The following is a 14,497-nucleotide window of genomic DNA, read 5'->3' as shown; positions in this document are numbered from 1 at the left end:
CAGGGCCCCAGGGCGTTTCCGCTACAGGGCAGGCAGGATATCCTCCCGGCTTCCCAGCAGCAGCCAGGCGCTGAGGAGGATACCGAAGGCGAACAATGTGAGCATCCCCGTCAGCAGAAGGGCCACCCCCAGATCGCGCTCCATCGCGGTCAGGATGGCGAGGGGCATGGTCTGGGTGTGCCCTGGCATGTTCCCGGCGAACAGGTAGGTGGCTCCGAACTCGCCCACCGCTCGAGCCCAGCAGAGCAGCAACCCGGAGAACAGCCCTGGAAAGGCTAGGGGCAACGTCACCTGCCGCAGGATCTGCAGGGTGGAGGCTCCGTCAACGGCAGCGGCCTCCTCTAACTCCCGCGGCACCATCATAAACCCCAAGCGCGCCCCCCGGATGTAGAAAGGGGTCGAGATGAACAGCTGAGCGACCACCACCCCAGCCGGGGTGAACGGAAGCGTGATCCCCATCCCTTCCAGGAGCGGGCCCAGCGCCCCCCTCCGCCCGAAGGTCAGCAGCAGCAACACCCCGGCTGCCGTCGGCGGGATGACCACGGGCAGCTCCACCAGAACTTCCAGCAAGGCTTTGCCCGGGAACCGCCGTCGGGCCAGCAGATACGCCAGCGGGGTCCCAGCCCCGATGGCGAGCAGCGTGCTCCCCGCGCTGGTCTTCACCGTGAGAACAAGGGCCTGGCGGACCAGATCGGAGGCAGCAGCATGCCAGGGAGATTCCCGCAGGAGATAAAGCGCCATGATCAGCAGGGGGCTGCTCAGGAACAGCGCCAGAGGAAGGCTTCCCACCCACCACCAGAAAGCGGAGGCCGGGCGGATCCCCGGCCTCCCCACACCAGGGCGCACAAACGGGATACGATGAGGCCATACCATAGCCGCCTCTCCAGGTTGGCTTCGTCTACGGAGGGCCGAATCCCCAGCGCCGCATGATCTCCTGGCCTTGAGGGGAGCGCAGCAGCTCCACAAAAAGACCTCCGGCCTTAGGATGAGGCGCCCCCTTCAAAAGGGCGATCGGATAGCGGGCGATCACGTTCAGCGCATCCGGGATCTCCACCACTTGCACTTTTTCCCGATAGGCTGACGTGACATCGGTGCGGTAAACGAAGGCCGCGTCCGCCTCCCCCAGGGCCACGCGGGAGAGGGCGGCTTTGACATTGGGCTCCGCAGAGGCCACGTTCCGAAGCACCCGCTCGGCGAAATCCGACCCGTAGGCTGGATCCTGGGAGGCGCGGGCCAGCACCTCCCGAGCATAGGCTCCGATGGGGACCTCTGGACTCGGTATGGCTAGACGGAGACCAGGACGCGCCAAGTCCACGAGGCTAGTGATACGACCGGGATTTGAGGCTGGCGTCACGATCACCAAACGGTTGGTGGCGAAGATCCATGGGCCCTCCGCCACCCGGCCGGCCCGCGCCACTTCTTCCATGTTTTTTTCATCGGCCGAAGCGAAAAGATCCGCGGGGGCACCCTGCAGGATCTGGGTTCTCAGCGCGGAGGAGGCGCCGAAGTTGAAGGTAACCTTCGTCCCGGGGTGCTGCTGCTGGAAAAGCGCGGCCAGTTCCTGGAAGGGATCCGTCAAGGAGGCGGCGGCAAACACGATCAGCTCCCCTTCCAGCGATGGAGCGCCTGTCGGAGGAGAGGAGAGGCCTTTCCCCGCGCATGCTCCCAGGATCCACACAACCCACAGAGTCATTCCCAGGCGGCGCATTTCATTTACCTCCTTTGGAGCGGGTGTATAGGCGGCTCAGACGGGCCACCAGCGTCCCGGCAGGGCGCGGATCAAAGCCGCCGATGGCCTCCAGCTCCTCCCGAAAGCGGCGGCTGCTCAATACCTCTAGAAATGCCTCCACCTCGGGAGTGCCCAGCAGCTCCTCCGGGATCACCAGATCGTACCGGGATTCCGCCAGGGGAAGGAACGCTAAGCCAAAGGCGCGGGCGACCGGAAGCACCCCCGGCCCGGCGTCGGCCATGCGGGCGGCCAGGGCTGCGGCTACCGTCAGATGATCCCGGGCCTGCCATCGCAACCCAGGGAGGGCGGAGGCCGGGATGCCTTCCCGACGAAGCTGCCACACCAACACCCGCTGGCTGCCCGCGCCGCCTTCCCGCCCGATGATCCGCAGGTCTGGCCGGGTCAGATCCTGTAGACGCCGGATCCGCCCGGGGTTTCCCGGAGGCAACATCACCCCCTCCACCCAGCGGGCCATCGCGAAGACCGCCACCGGACGCCCGGCCAGTGCCCGGCGGACCGCCGGGAGATTGTCCTCTCCACGCACCGGATCCCAGAGATGAGTGCCGGCGATGTGGAGCTCCCCCCGAGCCAGGGCCTGCAGGGCAGACCGGCTGTTCATCGGGATCCAGCGCAGTCGATACGCCGGGAAACGCTCTTCCAAGTGGGCGGCCAGCAGGGCCAGGGCCGGATTGCACCCCCCGATGAACAGCGTCCGCTCTAACATCGAGGGGGGGATCAGCAGGGCAACCTGAACTCGGCCGGGGCGCCCGCCCTCCACCACCCGGCCATCCGCCGCGATATGGAAACCCCACATCTCGTGCAACGGCCAGGCGATCCAGCGCCCGCCCACCCGGCCGAGGCACACCCGAAGCGCGCCCGGTTGGATCAGGCCCGCCCGCAGAGGCCACTCCGCCTCCAGCAACCGAGAGGGAGCCCGAACAGGGAACAGATCTTCCACACGGCAGGAGAGAACCTGTGCCAAACGAAGCGCCACCGCCACATTGGGGAGATACCGGCCCGCCTCGATGGCGCTGAGGGCCTGCCGGCTCAACCCCGACCGCCGGGCCAGCTCGGCCTGGCTCAACCCGCGGTGCTGCCGGATCTCCCGCACCCGGCTCTCCCATCCCTCCAGCTCCACCCGTCGTCCCATCACCTCCCCCATCGGAACGAGCTGCGGATCCAGGCGGCCATTTTCATTTTATATGATTTTTAACATAACGTCAAATATCATTAACAAAACAGGGGGCACATCGGCCATGCCCTCTCGCCCCGCGATCCTTCTTCGTTGCGATGGAGGAGCGGCAGGTGGATTACAATAAGGGATTGGTCCCGGAAGGCTTGGAGGAACGAAACGATGGGAAAGCCCTCCGGCGGCGGATTGAAATCTGCAACGGGAGGAACACGGTGAAGTCCGTGGCGTCGACCGCTTCCCGCCCGACCTCCAGCGGGCGGTATTATCGGCTCTTCATCGCCATCCTGCTGGCCTCCACGCTGCTTTCCACCTGGCTGGGGATCGCGGTGGTGATGGCCGCGCGCGCCCAGCGCTGGCGGGCGATGGCCAGTGGGGGAGGATCTGGAGGCGGTCCCCTGGGCCTGCCGCCTATCTCGGAGGTGGGGCGGATGCTCAACCCGATCGAGTGGCTCAACCCGGCGCCCGCATGGCCTGTCCCTGGCCGGCTGAATCTCCTGGTGCTGGGGGTGGATCGCCGGCCCGATGAGCAGGACATCCCGGTCCGTTCCGATGGGATCATGCTCATCGGCCTGGATCCCATCAGCAACACGATCTCGGTGCTCTCCATCCCCCGGGATCTCTACGTGCCCATCCCAGGGTTGGAGGAGCGCGGGATATCTCAGAGCCGGATCAACACGGCGTGTTTCTACGGCGATTATTACCATCTCGGCGGATGCGGGGAGCTGGCCAAGGGGACAGTGGCCTACAATTTCGGCGTCCCGGTGCACCGCTATATCCTCCTGGATTTCAACGGCTTCAAGCGGATCATCGACCTGGTGGGCGGGATCGATGTGGACGTCCCCCGCACCATCGTGGACAACGCCTACCCCACCGATGACTACCGCACGGAGCGCTTGGTGATCCCGGCCGGGCGTCTCCACATGGATGGGGAGCTGGCGTTAAAGTATGTGCGGACCCGGCATGCGGACAGCGATTTCGGGCGGCTGAAGCGGCAGCAACAGGTGCTGATGGCCCTGCGAGCGAAGGTCCTCTCCCTTCAGGCCCTGCCCCAGATCCCGGAGATCCTCCGGACCCTTGGGGACTCGGTGCAAACGGATCTCACCATCCCGGAGATGCTAGCCATCGCTCAGTTCGCCCGCGGGGTGCCGGAGGAACGCATCCGCCTGCTGGCCGTAGAGCCCTCCATGGTCCGCCCTTGGCAGACCCCCAATGGGGCCGCCGTTCTGATCCCCAACCGGCAGGCGCTGGCGACGCTGATCGAGGCGTTCAACTGGGAACGATAACGCGCCCGGACCGGCAACTGTTCAAACCCGGGAGAGGTTTGAGCCATGCCGATAGCCCGACGGATGAAGGGAGAACTCTCGGAGGCGGATTGGCTCGACGCCTTACGGCGGGGAGACCATCAGGCGTTCGCAGCGGCGATCGAGCGGTGCGGAGACACGATCTATCACGTCGCGTATCGGCTGCTGGGCAGCCGGGAGGAAGCGGAGGATATCCTTCAGGAGACGTTCCTCCAGGCTTTTCAACATCTCAAGGACTTCCGTGGGGAAGCCCGGTTGTGCACCTGGCTCTACCGGATCGCCTACAACCTGGCCTTGATGCGCTTGCGCCGGAAAGAGCCCGAAACGATCTCCATCGATCAGCCGCTCGTTCTGGAGGGCGACGAGGAGATCCCCCGGGAGCTCTTCGACTGGTGCTGCCTGCCCGAGGAGGAGCTGCTCCGCGCAGAGCTCCGATCGGTGCTGGACGAAGCTATCCGCAGCCTGCCGGCGAGCTTGCGGACTGTGTTTCTGTTGCGGGAAGTGGAGGGCTTATCGACGGAAGAGGTGGCGCAGATCATGGGGATTTCCACTGATGCGGTGAAGGCCCGCCTGCATCGCGCCCGATTGCAGCTGCGCGAACGGCTTTCGCGATATTTCGCCGAAGAGCGCATGGGGAGGTAACCCGGGATGCCCCGATCAAAACGCTGTGAGGGATGGTTGGGCCGGATCTCTCTCTATCTGGACGGGGAGCTCGCCGAGCATCTTTGCCGGGAGCTGGAGCAACATCTGACGGAATGCCCGGAGTGCCACGTGGTTTTCAACACGACGCGGCGAACCATCGAGCTCTACCGTCGGTATGGCCGGATCTCGATGCCGGAGGAAGCCCGGGAGCGCCTGTTCCGCACACTGGGACTGGAGGACCTGCTTGGGCCAGCATCCGGATCCGAGGGATCGGAACGGGGTGTTAACGAAATGTTCACATAGCCTGCTTAAACTATACAGTGGCCGTGCCCATCGACGAATCCCGGGCCGGCCAGGGGGGTGAGAGCGATGCGGCGGCTGGATCTCTGGCGCACGCAGGCGGAGGTGCGGATCCCGCATCTCCTCGCGGGCCTGGAGGGCCTCCAGCTCGTCGCGCGACCGCTCGACCTCCTGGCCCGGTGGGGGGAGGTGATCCGCGCCCCGCCCCTCCGGTATTAACCGAAACCCGAATGGCTGGCTTCCAGAAGCGCCTGGAACGCGCCGAGTTCCACAAAAAATACAGCGAGGCCGCAGATGATCATCCCGGAAGGAGCAGCGAGGCTTCCCACCCTGAACCCTGAACTGGATCAGTTGTGCGTGAACGCCATCCGCGCCCTGGTCATGGACGCGGTGGAGCAGGCCCGCTCAGGCCATCCCGGGATGCCCATGGGGATGGCCGACGCGGCCTATGTGCTATGGCGCTACGTGATGCGCCACAATCCCCGCAATCCCCTCTGGCCTAACCGGGATCGCCTGGTTCTCTCCGCCGGACATGGCTCGATGCTGCTTTACGCCCTCCTTCATCTTTCCGGCTACGATATGCCGATGGAAGAGATCCAGCGGTTCCGCCAGTGGGGCAGCGCCACACCGGGTCACCCCGAATATGATCCCCACCGAGGGGTGGAGACCACTACCGGGCCGCTGGGCCAGGGGTTTGCCAACGCTGTGGGGATGGCTCTGGCGGCCCGTCTCCTGGCCGAACGCTTCAACCGTCCAGGGTTTCCTATCGTAGATCACTTCGTCTATGTCATCGCCTCCGATGGTGATCTGATGGAGGGCATCTCCCACGAAGCCGCCTCCCTGGCTGGCCACTGGGGATTGGGGCGACTGATCGTCCTCTACGACGACAACGACGTTTCCATCGATGGCCCCACGGACCTCGCCTTTACAGAGGATGTGGCGGGTCGCTTTCGGGCCTACGGCTGGCATGTGCTGGACCTCGATGGCCATGACCGCGTGGCAGTGGCCCAGGCCTTGGCGGAGGCCCAGCAGGTGGAGGACCGGCCCTCCCTGCTGATCTGCCACACCCATATCGCTTATGGAAGCCCGAATAAGCAAGATCGGGCGGAAGCGCACGGCGCGCCCCTAGGGGCCGATGAGGTGCGCCGCACCAAAGAGCGCCTGGGATGGCCCGTGGAGCCTCCCTTCTACGTCCCGGAAGCCGTTTATGCCCATATGCGGAGGCTTATAGAGGAAGGGGCACAATGGGAAGCGGAGTGGCGGGCCCGATGGGAGGGATATGCCGCCGCCTACCCGGAGCTTGCCGCGGAATGGGAGCGCTGGTGGCGGGGGGAACTGCCCGAGGGCTGGGAGGAGGCGATCCCCACCTTCCCGCCTTCCTCTGATGGGATGGCCACCCGCGCGGCCTCTGGGAAAGTGCTGAACGCCCTGGCGAAGGTCATCCCGAACCTGGTAGGAGGCAGCGCGGATCTCATGGAATCCACTCAGACTTACCTGCATGGATTCCCGGCCATTGGCCGCGGCCGCTTTGACGGCCGGAACATTCACTTCGGCGTGCGGGAGCACGCCATGGGCAGCATCCTTAACGGGATGAGCCTATATGGCCCCTTCCGGGTTTACGGCGGTACCTTCCTAGTGTTCAGCGACTATATGCGGCCGAGCATCCGCCTGGCGGCGATGATGCGTCAGCCGGTGATCTACGTCTTCACCCATGACAGCATCGCCATAGGCGAAGATGGGCCTACCCATCAGCCGGTGGAACACCTGACCGCCTTGCGGGCCATCCCGAACCTCTGGGTGATCCGGCCGGCCGACGCCAACGAGGTGGCCGAGGCCTGGAAGGTCGCTCTGCGCCGGCGCGACGGACCCATTGCCCTGATCCTCACCCGGCAGAAAGTCCCTATCTTCGATCGCCGTGGGCTGGCCCCGGCTTCCGAGCTGGCGCGAGGCGCTTATGTGCTGGCCGAGGCCCGGGATGGGAAGCCCGATCTGATCCTGATCGCCACCGGCTCAGAGGTGGCCCTGGCCATCGCGGCGCGGGAGCAACTGGAGGCTCAGGGGATTCGGACCCGGGTGGTCAGCATGCCCTCGTGGGAACTCTTCGAGGCCCAGCCTGAGGACTACCGGCGCACTGTGCTCCCCCCCGGCGTTCCCCGTCTGGCCATCGAGGCGGGGATCCCGTGGGGATGGTATCGCTATGCGGACGCAGTGATCGGGCTGGAGCGCTTCGGCGCCTCCGCGCCCTACCCGGAGGTTTATTGGCGCTTCGGCTTCACGGTGGAACGGATCGTCGAAGAGGCGGGACGTTTGATCGGGCGATAAAGGAACGCCCCTTTGAAGCCCTCCATGGGAAGTCAGCGGCCTCTGTCCGCCTTCTCACTCGATCGCCGGAGCCGGGACCTCCTCCAGGAACAGCTCATCGGAATCCTCATCGTAGGCGAAGAGCTCCGCGTAGCGGCCCCAGTGAATGGCGATCTCCAGCTGCCGCTCCGCCTCCTCCGGGGTGAAATCCAGCTGGAGCTGTTCGCGGAAGTAATCCGCGCTTACCCGGCCATCATCGTCCGAATGGAGGGTTTCATAGATCCAGCGGATGATCGGAAGGCGGAGGATACGCCCGGCTACGATCTCCTTACGGGCCAGGATGCTGGCTTCAGCGAAGGCTTCCCCCAGGGGCGTGAGGATAATGTCGCCCTCCGCCACCTTCACGAACCCCAGCAGCTCAGCCGCTTCCACGATCGTCAGCAGATCATCCAGCTCGTAACGCAGCTCCTCCGCCAGGCGGTAGAGATCCGCCCACCCCCCTTCCTCCAGGAGCTTCTCGGTCAACCCCGCCACCGCATTGATACGCGCCTCCGGCATCCGATACGCCCGGCCTGGCTCCCCTGGTCGTTTCCCGGGCACTTGTTCCTCCGTCTGCCCGGCGATCACCGCGTACACCCGATCGACCATAGACTGAAAGTACGCATCCTTGCGACGGCGAGGGTGGGGCAGCCGAACCTCCAGCTCGGCGATCACCCGGCCAGGGTCTTTATCCATCAGGATAAGGCGGTCGGCCATCCAGACCGCTTCCTCGATGTTGTGGGTAACCAGAAGGATGGCCTGGATCGGCAGACGTTTGGAGAGCCAGAGTTCCATGAGCTCGCCCCGCAGGGCTTCTGCGGACAGCACATCCAAGGCGGAGAACGGCTCATCCATGCACAGCAGCTCCGGCTCGGCCGCCAGGGCCCGGGCGAAGCCCACCTTCTGGCGCATCCCACCGGAGAGCTCCCGGGGATAGGCATGCTCGAAACCGTCCAGGCCCACCAGGTCGATCAGCTGAAGGGCCCGCTCCCGACGCTGTGCCGGAGGCACCCCGCGGGCCTTCAGGGCCAGCTCCACGTTGCCCAGAACCGTCAGCCAGGGATAGAGGGCAAAGGTCTGGAACACAATGGTCGCATGGGGATTGACTCCCCGCAGCGGTTGCCCCCGGTAGCGAATCTCCCCCTCGCTGGGCTGGGCCAGGCCCGTGATCATCCGCAGCAGGGTGGATTTCCCACAGCCAGAGGGGCCCAGCAGGGCCACAAACTCGCCCGGACGGATCTCAAACGAAACCCGCTCCACCGCCACGACTTGTCGCGGCGGCCGCCCATAGATCTTGGAGACATTGCGCACTTCCACCAGCGGCCCGGTCCAGCCCATTGAAGACCTCCCGCCGCATTCTCCATCCCCTCGTTCCTCCGGAGCAGCAGAGCCCAGGAGGTGAATCCCCTTATTCATTTTAAACCCGCTTAAACCGCCCGTGCCCTTCAGGAGAGCGAACGCAAGAAAGAACGGAAGTCAAACACGCTATCCCATTGAGGGATTCCGGGGGTTGGAGGCCATCTATCCTTGCCAGGAAAATCCGAGGAAGATATAATCTTCATTAGGGACGGGGCGTGGCGCAGCCAGGTTAGCGCGCGTGGATCGGGACCACGAGGTCGGCGGTTCAAATCCGCCCGCCCCGACAGCGCCGACGGAAGGAGCTCTTCCCTCCCGTCGGCTTTTGTTTTGATGGCTTGCGCCGCTGGATTCCGAGAGGACCAGCGGGCCTCTCCCTCTGGCTCCCTCCTTTAGCCCCTTTTATTGAATTCACCGGCCCCTCTTCCCACGGCGCTCCAGAGCGCGCAGCGCCAGCCACGCGCCCACCAGCACGCCGAAAGCCAGATAGAGCCATGGGCTTTCCAAAAAAGGAAGCCGGCTCACTGGCGTCCCGGAGGTGACTGGGGAAGGCGCGCCCACGGCCGGAATGAACACCTGATAGGGAGAGGGAACTGGGGTGGGGGGAGGCGTGGCCGCTGCCTCCAACCCGCTAACGATCTGGAAGATCAGATCGTCGAGCAACACGCTGCGTTCTCCCCAGGAAATCAACGCCATACAAAGCGAGGCAGGCGCTCGATCTCTTCGCGGCGAACCCGCAGGCGGATCCCCTCGCCATCCACGCCCTCAATATAGGCGATCGGGATGCTGATCTCCTGATAAAGGATCACCGGCTCCCGCCAGACCAGATGGGTGGGACACCCGGTTTCCGGATCCACCAGCACCTCAGCCACAGTGCCGAGCACGCCATCTGGACAGATCAGCGATTTCCCGGCGAGCTCATGAGCGGATTCGGTCATGCCTGAACCTCCCGGTTTCGCTGTTCGCCCGCAAGGAAGCAACGGGCCACCCCTCATCCCCTCCCCACCTCCCATCTCCGGCAATCGCATGTTAACGCCGCTCCAGGCCCGCCTTCGTGGCCGTTCGGTGAAGGTCTCGTGAGGCTTTCGTGAACGATTCCCCCACGGTTACCCCTATATATTGGGGTTGTGAATGAGTATCCTCCACATATAGGGATTCGGCGCCGGGAAACTGTGAAGGCGAGCGAGGCCGCCCAAAGGTGGCCCTACCTACCTCGGGGGATCCTCCCATAAGAAGAGCATGGCCTCTGAAGATAAAAAGGGCTTATTCCACGCTAATATCCCCGCATCTTATCCACCACATTCCATAGCGGTTCGCCTCGCATATAGCGATCGAGGTTTTCCTCGAAGATCTGCGCGGCCCGGGCATCATAATGGGGTGTGAACCCCGCCACGTGGGGGCTGATCAGCACATTGGGCAAGCGCCAGAGAGGGTGCTCGGGGGGAAGGGGTTCCTGCTCGAACACATCCAGCGCGGCCCCGGCGATCCAGCCCTCCTGGAGCGCCCGCACCAGCGCCGTCTCCTGGCAGATCGGGCCACGGGCGATGTTGACCAGGAAGGCATTGCGCTTCATCACCCGGAAGGCCGCTTCATCAAACATCCCCCGGGTCTCCGGCGTCAGGGGGACAGCGATCACCACCACATCGCTCTCCGCCAGCAAGGCATGGAGCTCGGCGGGCGCGTAATAGCGATCCGGCAGGACCCCTTCCGGATCCCCGGTTCCGGGGAAGACGAACCCTCGATCCCGTCGCTCTTCTCCTCGTTGCATGGCCAGCACCCGCATGCCGAACGCCTTCGCCAGGCGTGCCACCTGACGTCCGATGCTGCCATAGCCCACGATGCCAATGGTCTTTCCCCAAAGTTCCTCGGGAACGAACAGGGGCCAGCGCTCCCGATCGGGGGGCCACTCGGCGCGGGCCTGCCATTCCAGCATCCGAGGGATTCGATGGAACCATGCCAGCACCATGGCGAAGACATATTCCGCTATATTGATAGCGTGTACCCCGCTGACCGTGGTGAACAGCACATCGCTTCGAAAGAGCGGGTGCTCCAGCACGTGATCCGCGCCAGCGGAATGTAATTGCACCCATCGCAGACGGGGCACCCATTCCGGCATGGGAAGCGTGTTGAACGTGTAGAGGACCTCGACCTCCCGCCAGATCTCCAGAGGGATCCTCTCTGGATGCCGCGTTGGGTGGAGCTCGAATCGCAGTATCGGCCAGCGGGCCTGCCAGCGGGCCACCCACTCCGGATCGAATCGGGCGGTGATCAGAACCCGGCGCGCTTCCCCTTCCATAGGTTCCTCCTCGTAAAAATAGGATCTCCTTCTCCAAGCCCAGCCCAGGAAGCGAAGCAGTCCCTCGGCCCTCTAGGGAGGCTTATCTCTCTGAGTTTCCCATCCGCATCATTATAGATTCGTCGTCGTAGAGGCTGTGGATTGTGGAAATTCCACAAGCGGATGCCCTACCCCGGCCCAAAGAATAGCTGGGAACAAAGGGGCCTCCGCCAGATCTAGGCAAAGGCCGTCGGGATCCCTGGATCTCCGCGAAAAGCCGGCTGTGGAAAACCAGTTCAATCGAGGATGATGTGGAAAACTTAGGGAAATTGTGGAAAACGCTTCCCCCGCCAGATCTGGCGGATTGGAAGAGTTACCGGTATAGAAAGCTGTGGAAAGTGGGGAAAGTAGGTTGCTCCTGGGGACAAGTTATCCCCAGTCTGACCTTCTTTTCCACAGGTTTCACGTCGGTTTTCCCCAGTTCCAGACCAGGAGATCCGGTAGGGATAGGCCTATATCCTCGGTCCGTGGCTGCATGTCCTCCCAGATATGGGGGAACCTTTCGGGTTTTCCACAGGCCGTGGAAATCGAGGCGCTCCGGTTTCACACGGGCGGGTCTCGGGTTCTGTTGGAGAACCCCATGGCCTGTCCGCTTCCCGATTCCGGTGGGGGTCCCGGAGGGGATGGAGCCGCCGGGCGATTCGAAGCTCGATCTCAGGCCGCAACGCTGACGGAGGGGAGAGAGGTCAGCGCGCGGGCCACCTCCTCGGCGGGGTATTCGTAATCCGCAAGCTCCCCCCGCAGATACTGATCGTAAGCCGCTAAGTCGAAGTGCCCGTGTCCGCTCAGGTTGAACAAGATCACATGGGCCACGCCTTCCTCCCGCGCCCGCAGGGCCTCGTCAATCACTGCGCGGATGGCGTGGGCGGACTCGGGGGCAGGGATGATCCCTTCAGCCCGGGCGAAGAGCACGGCGGCCTCGAAGACTTTCGTCTGAGGATATGCCACAGCTTCCAGATGGCCTTTCTCATACAGGGCGCAGAGGATAGGGGCCATGCCGTGATAGCGGAGCCCTCCGGCGTGGATGGGGGCCGGCGTGAAGGTATGGCCCAGCGTGTACATCTTGAGCAGAGGGGTGGTGCGCACCGTATCCCCGTAATCGTAGGCATAGACGCCTTTGGTCAGGCTGGGAGCCGCCGTGGGCTCGACTGCGATAAAGCGCGTGGGTCGCCCTTCCACCAGCCGGTCCCGCATAAACGGCAGCGCCAGCCCGGCGAAGTTGCTCCCCCCGCCCACGCAGCCGATCACCAGATCCGGGTATTCCCCGGCCAGCTCCATCTGCTTCTTCGCCTCCAGGCCGATCACAGTCTGATGCAGCAGAACGTGGTTGAGGACGCTGCCCAGGCTATACTTCAGACGCCCGCCGCTGGTGGCCGCGGCCTCCACCGCCTCGCTGATAGCGATCCCCAGGGAGCCGGGGGAATTGGGGTTTTCGGCCAGCACCTTGCGCCCGGCGGCGGTCTCAGGGCTGGGGCTGGGGATCACCCGGGCGCCGAAGGTTTCCATCAGGATGCGGCGATAGGGTTTCTGCTGGTAACTGATCTTGACCATGAAGACGGTGCATTCCAGGTCGAAGAAACGGCAGGCCATGGCCAGGGCGCTGCCCCACTGGCCGGCGCCGGTTTCCGTGGTCAGGCCCTGCACGCCCTCCTGTTTGTTGTAGAACGCCTGGGCCAGGGCGGTGTTGAGCTTGTGGCTCCCGGCCGGGCTCACCCCCTCATACTTGTAATAGATGTGCGCGGGGGTATCCAGCATGCGCTCCAACCGGCGGGCCCGGATAAGAGGGGTGGGTCGGTAAAGCCGGTAGATCTCCCGGACGGGCTCCGGAATCTCGATCTCCCGCTCCCGGCTGACCTCTTGCTGGATCAGGGCCATCGGGAAAAGAGGGGCCAGATCCTCCGGCCCGATCGGCCGGCCCGTGGCCGGATGGAGCACCGGCGGCAGCTCAAAGGGGAGATCCGCCAGGATGTTGTAATAGGCCTTCGGGATGTCCTCTTCGGAAAGCAGGAATCGAGTTCGATCGCGCATGGGTGATCTCCTCCTGGGACAGGATGGCAAGCCTGTGTGAGAGAGATTCCCTGGGACTGGGACGGCTCCCCTCGATAGGCCGCTCTATCCCCCAACTCCCAGCAAGAGGTCCGCTCGGGCGCGCGCCTTTCATAGATAGCGGGCTTTCAGCTCTGCGAGGGGGCGGGCACTGAGACCCATGGCCTCTCGGGCCTCCGCCAGGGTGGCCTGAGAGATGGGGCGGACCTTTGCCGCGCCGGCGGCCAGGATCTCGTCGATCAGATGCGGCCGCGCGGCGTAATAAGCCCGTCGCTCCCGGATCGGCGCCAGGAATCGCTCCAGGGCGGCGATCAACCGTTTCTTGACCTCCACGTCTCCCACTTTCCCCTGCCGGTAGCGGGCTTTCAGCTCCTCCACCTCCGCTTGGTCATCATTGAAGGCCTCGTGGTAGCGGAAGACCACATTGTGGGGCGCATCGGGATCCGCCGGGATATCCGGCCGGATCCGGATGGGATCCGTGAACATCTGCATCACCTTGCGGGCGACCTCCTCTGGCGGGTCGCTGAGGAAGATCGCATTGCCCAGGGATTTGCTCATCTTGGCCCGCCCGTCGATCCCCGGGAGGGTGGGCACATCTCCGATCAGGGCTTCCGGCTCGGGGAAGACTTCCCCATAGAGGCTGTTGAACCGGCGGGCGATCTCCCGGCAGAGCTCAACGTGGGACTCCTGGTCTTTCCCCACCGGGACGATCTCCGCTTTGACGTGAAGGATATCCGCCGCCTGGAGGATGGGGTAGAGCATAAGCCCCATGGAGGGGTTCTCGATCTTCTGGTCCCGGATCATATCCTTCAGAGTAGGGATCCGCTCGACGCGTGGCAAGGTGACCAGCATGGAAAATAACAGCGCCAGCTCGCAGACCTCCGGCACATCGGACTGCACGTAAATCGTGGTCTTCTCCGGATCGATGCCCACTGCCAGGTAGTCCAGCACGATCTCCCGGATGTATTCGCGGGCGGCGAGGATGTCCGCCTTCTCCGGTTTGGTGGTGAGGGCGTGGTAATCCGCGATCAGGAGGAAGACTTCATACTTATCCTGCAATCGCACCCGGTTGGCCAGCGTCCCCACATAGTGGCCCAAGTGCAATGGGCCCGTTGGGCGATCGCCCGTCAGCACCCGCTTTTTTTTCGCCATAGCGACCTCCTATAAGGGGATGTCCTAGTTCGCGCCCCGAAAGCCCCTCAGGAAGAGGAAGTCCGCACCCTCCGGGAGAATCAAACAGGGCCCGCCCCACAAAG

Annotated in this window: 14 protein-coding genes, 1 tRNA gene and 1 other annotated feature (1 of these 16 cut by a window edge); of the genes, 6 read left to right on the top strand and 9 right to left on the bottom strand. The window is 64.1% G+C overall.

Going from position 1 to position 14,497, the window contains the following annotated elements:
* Positions 1-21: 21 nt before the first annotated feature.
* The 3 genes from ACFMO3_RS09345 to ACFMO3_RS09335 are packed head-to-tail and all read right to left on the bottom strand — an operon-like array spanning position 22 to position 2,879.
* Positions 22-873: an ABC transporter permease gene (locus tag ACFMO3_RS09345; RefSeq protein ID WP_376790144.1), complete on the bottom strand. Its 852-nt coding sequence runs from the start codon at positions 871-873 to the stop codon at positions 22-24.
* Positions 874-898: 25 nt separating this feature from the next.
* The gene (modA, locus tag ACFMO3_RS09340; RefSeq protein WP_376790143.1) at positions 899-1,708 is read right to left on the bottom strand and encodes a molybdate ABC transporter substrate-binding protein; all 810 of its coding nucleotides are present in this window, start codon (positions 1,706-1,708) and stop codon (positions 899-901) included.
* Between the two features lies 1 nt (position 1,709).
* Positions 1,710-2,879, bottom strand: a complete 1,170-nt coding sequence (locus ACFMO3_RS09335; protein WP_376790142.1) for a substrate-binding domain-containing protein — start codon at positions 2,877-2,879, stop codon at positions 1,710-1,712.
* A gap of 254 nt (positions 2,880-3,133) precedes the next feature.
* On the opposite strand from ACFMO3_RS09335, the gene ACFMO3_RS09330 reads away from it, so the two are divergent.
* The 5 genes from ACFMO3_RS09330 to tkt all read left to right on the top strand — a co-directional run bounded on the left by ACFMO3_RS09330 (position 3,134) and on the right by tkt (position 7,486).
* Positions 3,134-4,204 (top strand): LCP family protein, encoded by a 1,071-nt coding sequence (locus ACFMO3_RS09330; RefSeq protein ID WP_376790141.1) that lies wholly within the window; start codon positions 3,134-3,136, stop codon positions 4,202-4,204.
* 45 nt (positions 4,205-4,249) lie between these two features.
* Positions 4,250-4,864 (top strand): RNA polymerase sigma factor, encoded by a 615-nt coding sequence (locus ACFMO3_RS09325; RefSeq protein ID WP_376790140.1) that lies wholly within the window; start codon positions 4,250-4,252, stop codon positions 4,862-4,864.
* Positions 4,865-4,870: 6 nt separating this feature from the next.
* Complete coding sequence (locus ACFMO3_RS09320; RefSeq protein WP_376790139.1) at positions 4,871-5,167, top strand: anti-sigma factor family protein; 297 nt, start codon at positions 4,871-4,873, stop codon at positions 5,165-5,167.
* A 66-nt stretch (positions 5,168-5,233) separates the two neighbouring features.
* Positions 5,234-5,383, top strand: a complete 150-nt coding sequence (locus ACFMO3_RS09315; RefSeq protein WP_376790138.1) for a hypothetical protein — start codon at positions 5,234-5,236, stop codon at positions 5,381-5,383.
* Between the two features lie 75 nt (positions 5,384-5,458).
* Positions 5,459-7,486, top strand: coding sequence for a transketolase (gene tkt, locus ACFMO3_RS09310; RefSeq protein ID WP_376790137.1), 2,028 nt, complete (start codon positions 5,459-5,461; stop codon positions 7,484-7,486).
* 54 nt (positions 7,487-7,540) lie between these two features.
* Here the strand turns inward: tkt and ACFMO3_RS09305 are convergent, their stop codons facing one another.
* Entirely contained in the window at positions 7,541-8,842 is a 1,302-nt protein-coding gene (locus tag ACFMO3_RS09305) for a nitrate/sulfonate/bicarbonate ABC transporter ATP-binding protein (protein WP_376790136.1), read from the bottom strand.
* Positions 8,843-9,072: 230 nt separating this feature from the next.
* Here ACFMO3_RS09305 and ACFMO3_RS09300 point away from each other — a divergent pair.
* Positions 9,073-9,147: transfer RNA gene (locus ACFMO3_RS09300), tRNA-Pro, on the top strand.
* A gap of 124 nt (positions 9,148-9,271) precedes the next feature.
* Here the strand turns inward: ACFMO3_RS09300 and ACFMO3_RS09295 are convergent.
* The 5 genes from ACFMO3_RS09295 to trpS form a co-directional block, all read right to left on the bottom strand.
* Entirely contained in the window at positions 9,272-9,526 is a 255-nt protein-coding gene (locus ACFMO3_RS09295) for a hypothetical protein (protein ID WP_376790135.1), read from the bottom strand.
* Between the two features lie 20 nt (positions 9,527-9,546).
* Complete coding sequence (locus tag ACFMO3_RS09290) at positions 9,547-9,798, bottom strand: PRC-barrel domain-containing protein (protein ID WP_376790134.1); 252 nt, start codon at positions 9,796-9,798, stop codon at positions 9,547-9,549.
* Positions 9,799-10,133: 335 nt separating this feature from the next.
* Positions 10,134-11,156: a D-2-hydroxyacid dehydrogenase gene (locus tag ACFMO3_RS09285; protein ID WP_376790133.1), complete on the bottom strand. Its 1,023-nt coding sequence runs from the start codon at positions 11,154-11,156 to the stop codon at positions 10,134-10,136.
* A 693-nt stretch (positions 11,157-11,849) separates the two neighbouring features.
* Complete coding sequence (locus tag ACFMO3_RS09280) at positions 11,850-13,223, bottom strand: TrpB-like pyridoxal phosphate-dependent enzyme (RefSeq protein ID WP_376790132.1); 1,374 nt, start codon at positions 13,221-13,223, stop codon at positions 11,850-11,852.
* Between the two features lie 129 nt (positions 13,224-13,352).
* On the bottom strand, positions 13,353-14,393 hold the full coding sequence (trpS, locus tag ACFMO3_RS09275) for a tryptophan--tRNA ligase (protein ID WP_376790131.1): 1,041 nt from the start codon (positions 14,391-14,393) through the stop codon (positions 13,353-13,355).
* A 99-nt stretch (positions 14,394-14,492) separates the two neighbouring features.
* Positions 14,493-14,497, bottom strand: a binding site (T-box leader); it runs 284 nt beyond the window's last position.

It is taken from the genome of Thermoflexus sp. (assembly GCF_042408815.1).
Classification (GTDB): Bacteria; Chloroflexota; Anaerolineae; order Thermoflexales; family Thermoflexaceae; genus Thermoflexus.
Note: the sequence above shows the minus strand (reverse complement) of the source record. Positions and strands in the feature narration are given on the sequence as shown.

What these genes read in the sequence shown, in the direction of transcription:
- ACFMO3_RS09345 (WP_376790144.1), bottom strand. Translation starts at nt 873, where the DNA reads ATGGTATGGCCTCATCGTATCCCGTTTGTGCGCCCTGGTGTGGGGAGG.
- modA (WP_376790143.1), bottom strand. Translation starts at nt 1,708, where the DNA reads ATGCGCCGCCTGGGAATGACTCTGTGGGTTGTGTGGATCCTGGGAGCA.
- ACFMO3_RS09335 (WP_376790142.1), bottom strand. Translation starts at nt 2,879, where the DNA reads ATGGGACGACGGGTGGAGCTGGAGGGATGGGAGAGCCGGGTGCGGGAG.
- ACFMO3_RS09325 (WP_376790140.1), top strand. Translation starts at nt 4,250, where the DNA reads ATGCCGATAGCCCGACGGATGAAGGGAGAACTCTCGGAGGCGGATTGG.
- ACFMO3_RS09320 (WP_376790139.1), top strand. Translation starts at nt 4,871, where the DNA reads ATGCCCCGATCAAAACGCTGTGAGGGATGGTTGGGCCGGATCTCTCTC.
- ACFMO3_RS09315 (WP_376790138.1), top strand. Translation starts at nt 5,234, where the DNA reads ATGCGGCGGCTGGATCTCTGGCGCACGCAGGCGGAGGTGCGGATCCCG.
- tkt (WP_376790137.1), top strand. Translation starts at nt 5,459, where the DNA reads ATGATCATCCCGGAAGGAGCAGCGAGGCTTCCCACCCTGAACCCTGAA.
- ACFMO3_RS09305 (WP_376790136.1), bottom strand. Translation starts at nt 8,842, where the DNA reads ATGGGCTGGACCGGGCCGCTGGTGGAAGTGCGCAATGTCTCCAAGATC.
- ACFMO3_RS09290 (WP_376790134.1), bottom strand. Translation starts at nt 9,798, where the DNA reads ATGACCGAATCCGCTCATGAGCTCGCCGGGAAATCGCTGATCTGTCCA.
- ACFMO3_RS09285 (WP_376790133.1), bottom strand. Translation starts at nt 11,156, where the DNA reads ATGGAAGGGGAAGCGCGCCGGGTTCTGATCACCGCCCGATTCGATCCG.
- ACFMO3_RS09280 (WP_376790132.1), bottom strand. Translation starts at nt 13,223, where the DNA reads ATGCGCGATCGAACTCGATTCCTGCTTTCCGAAGAGGACATCCCGAAG.
- trpS (WP_376790131.1), bottom strand. Translation starts at nt 14,393, where the DNA reads ATGGCGAAAAAAAAGCGGGTGCTGACGGGCGATCGCCCAACGGGCCCA.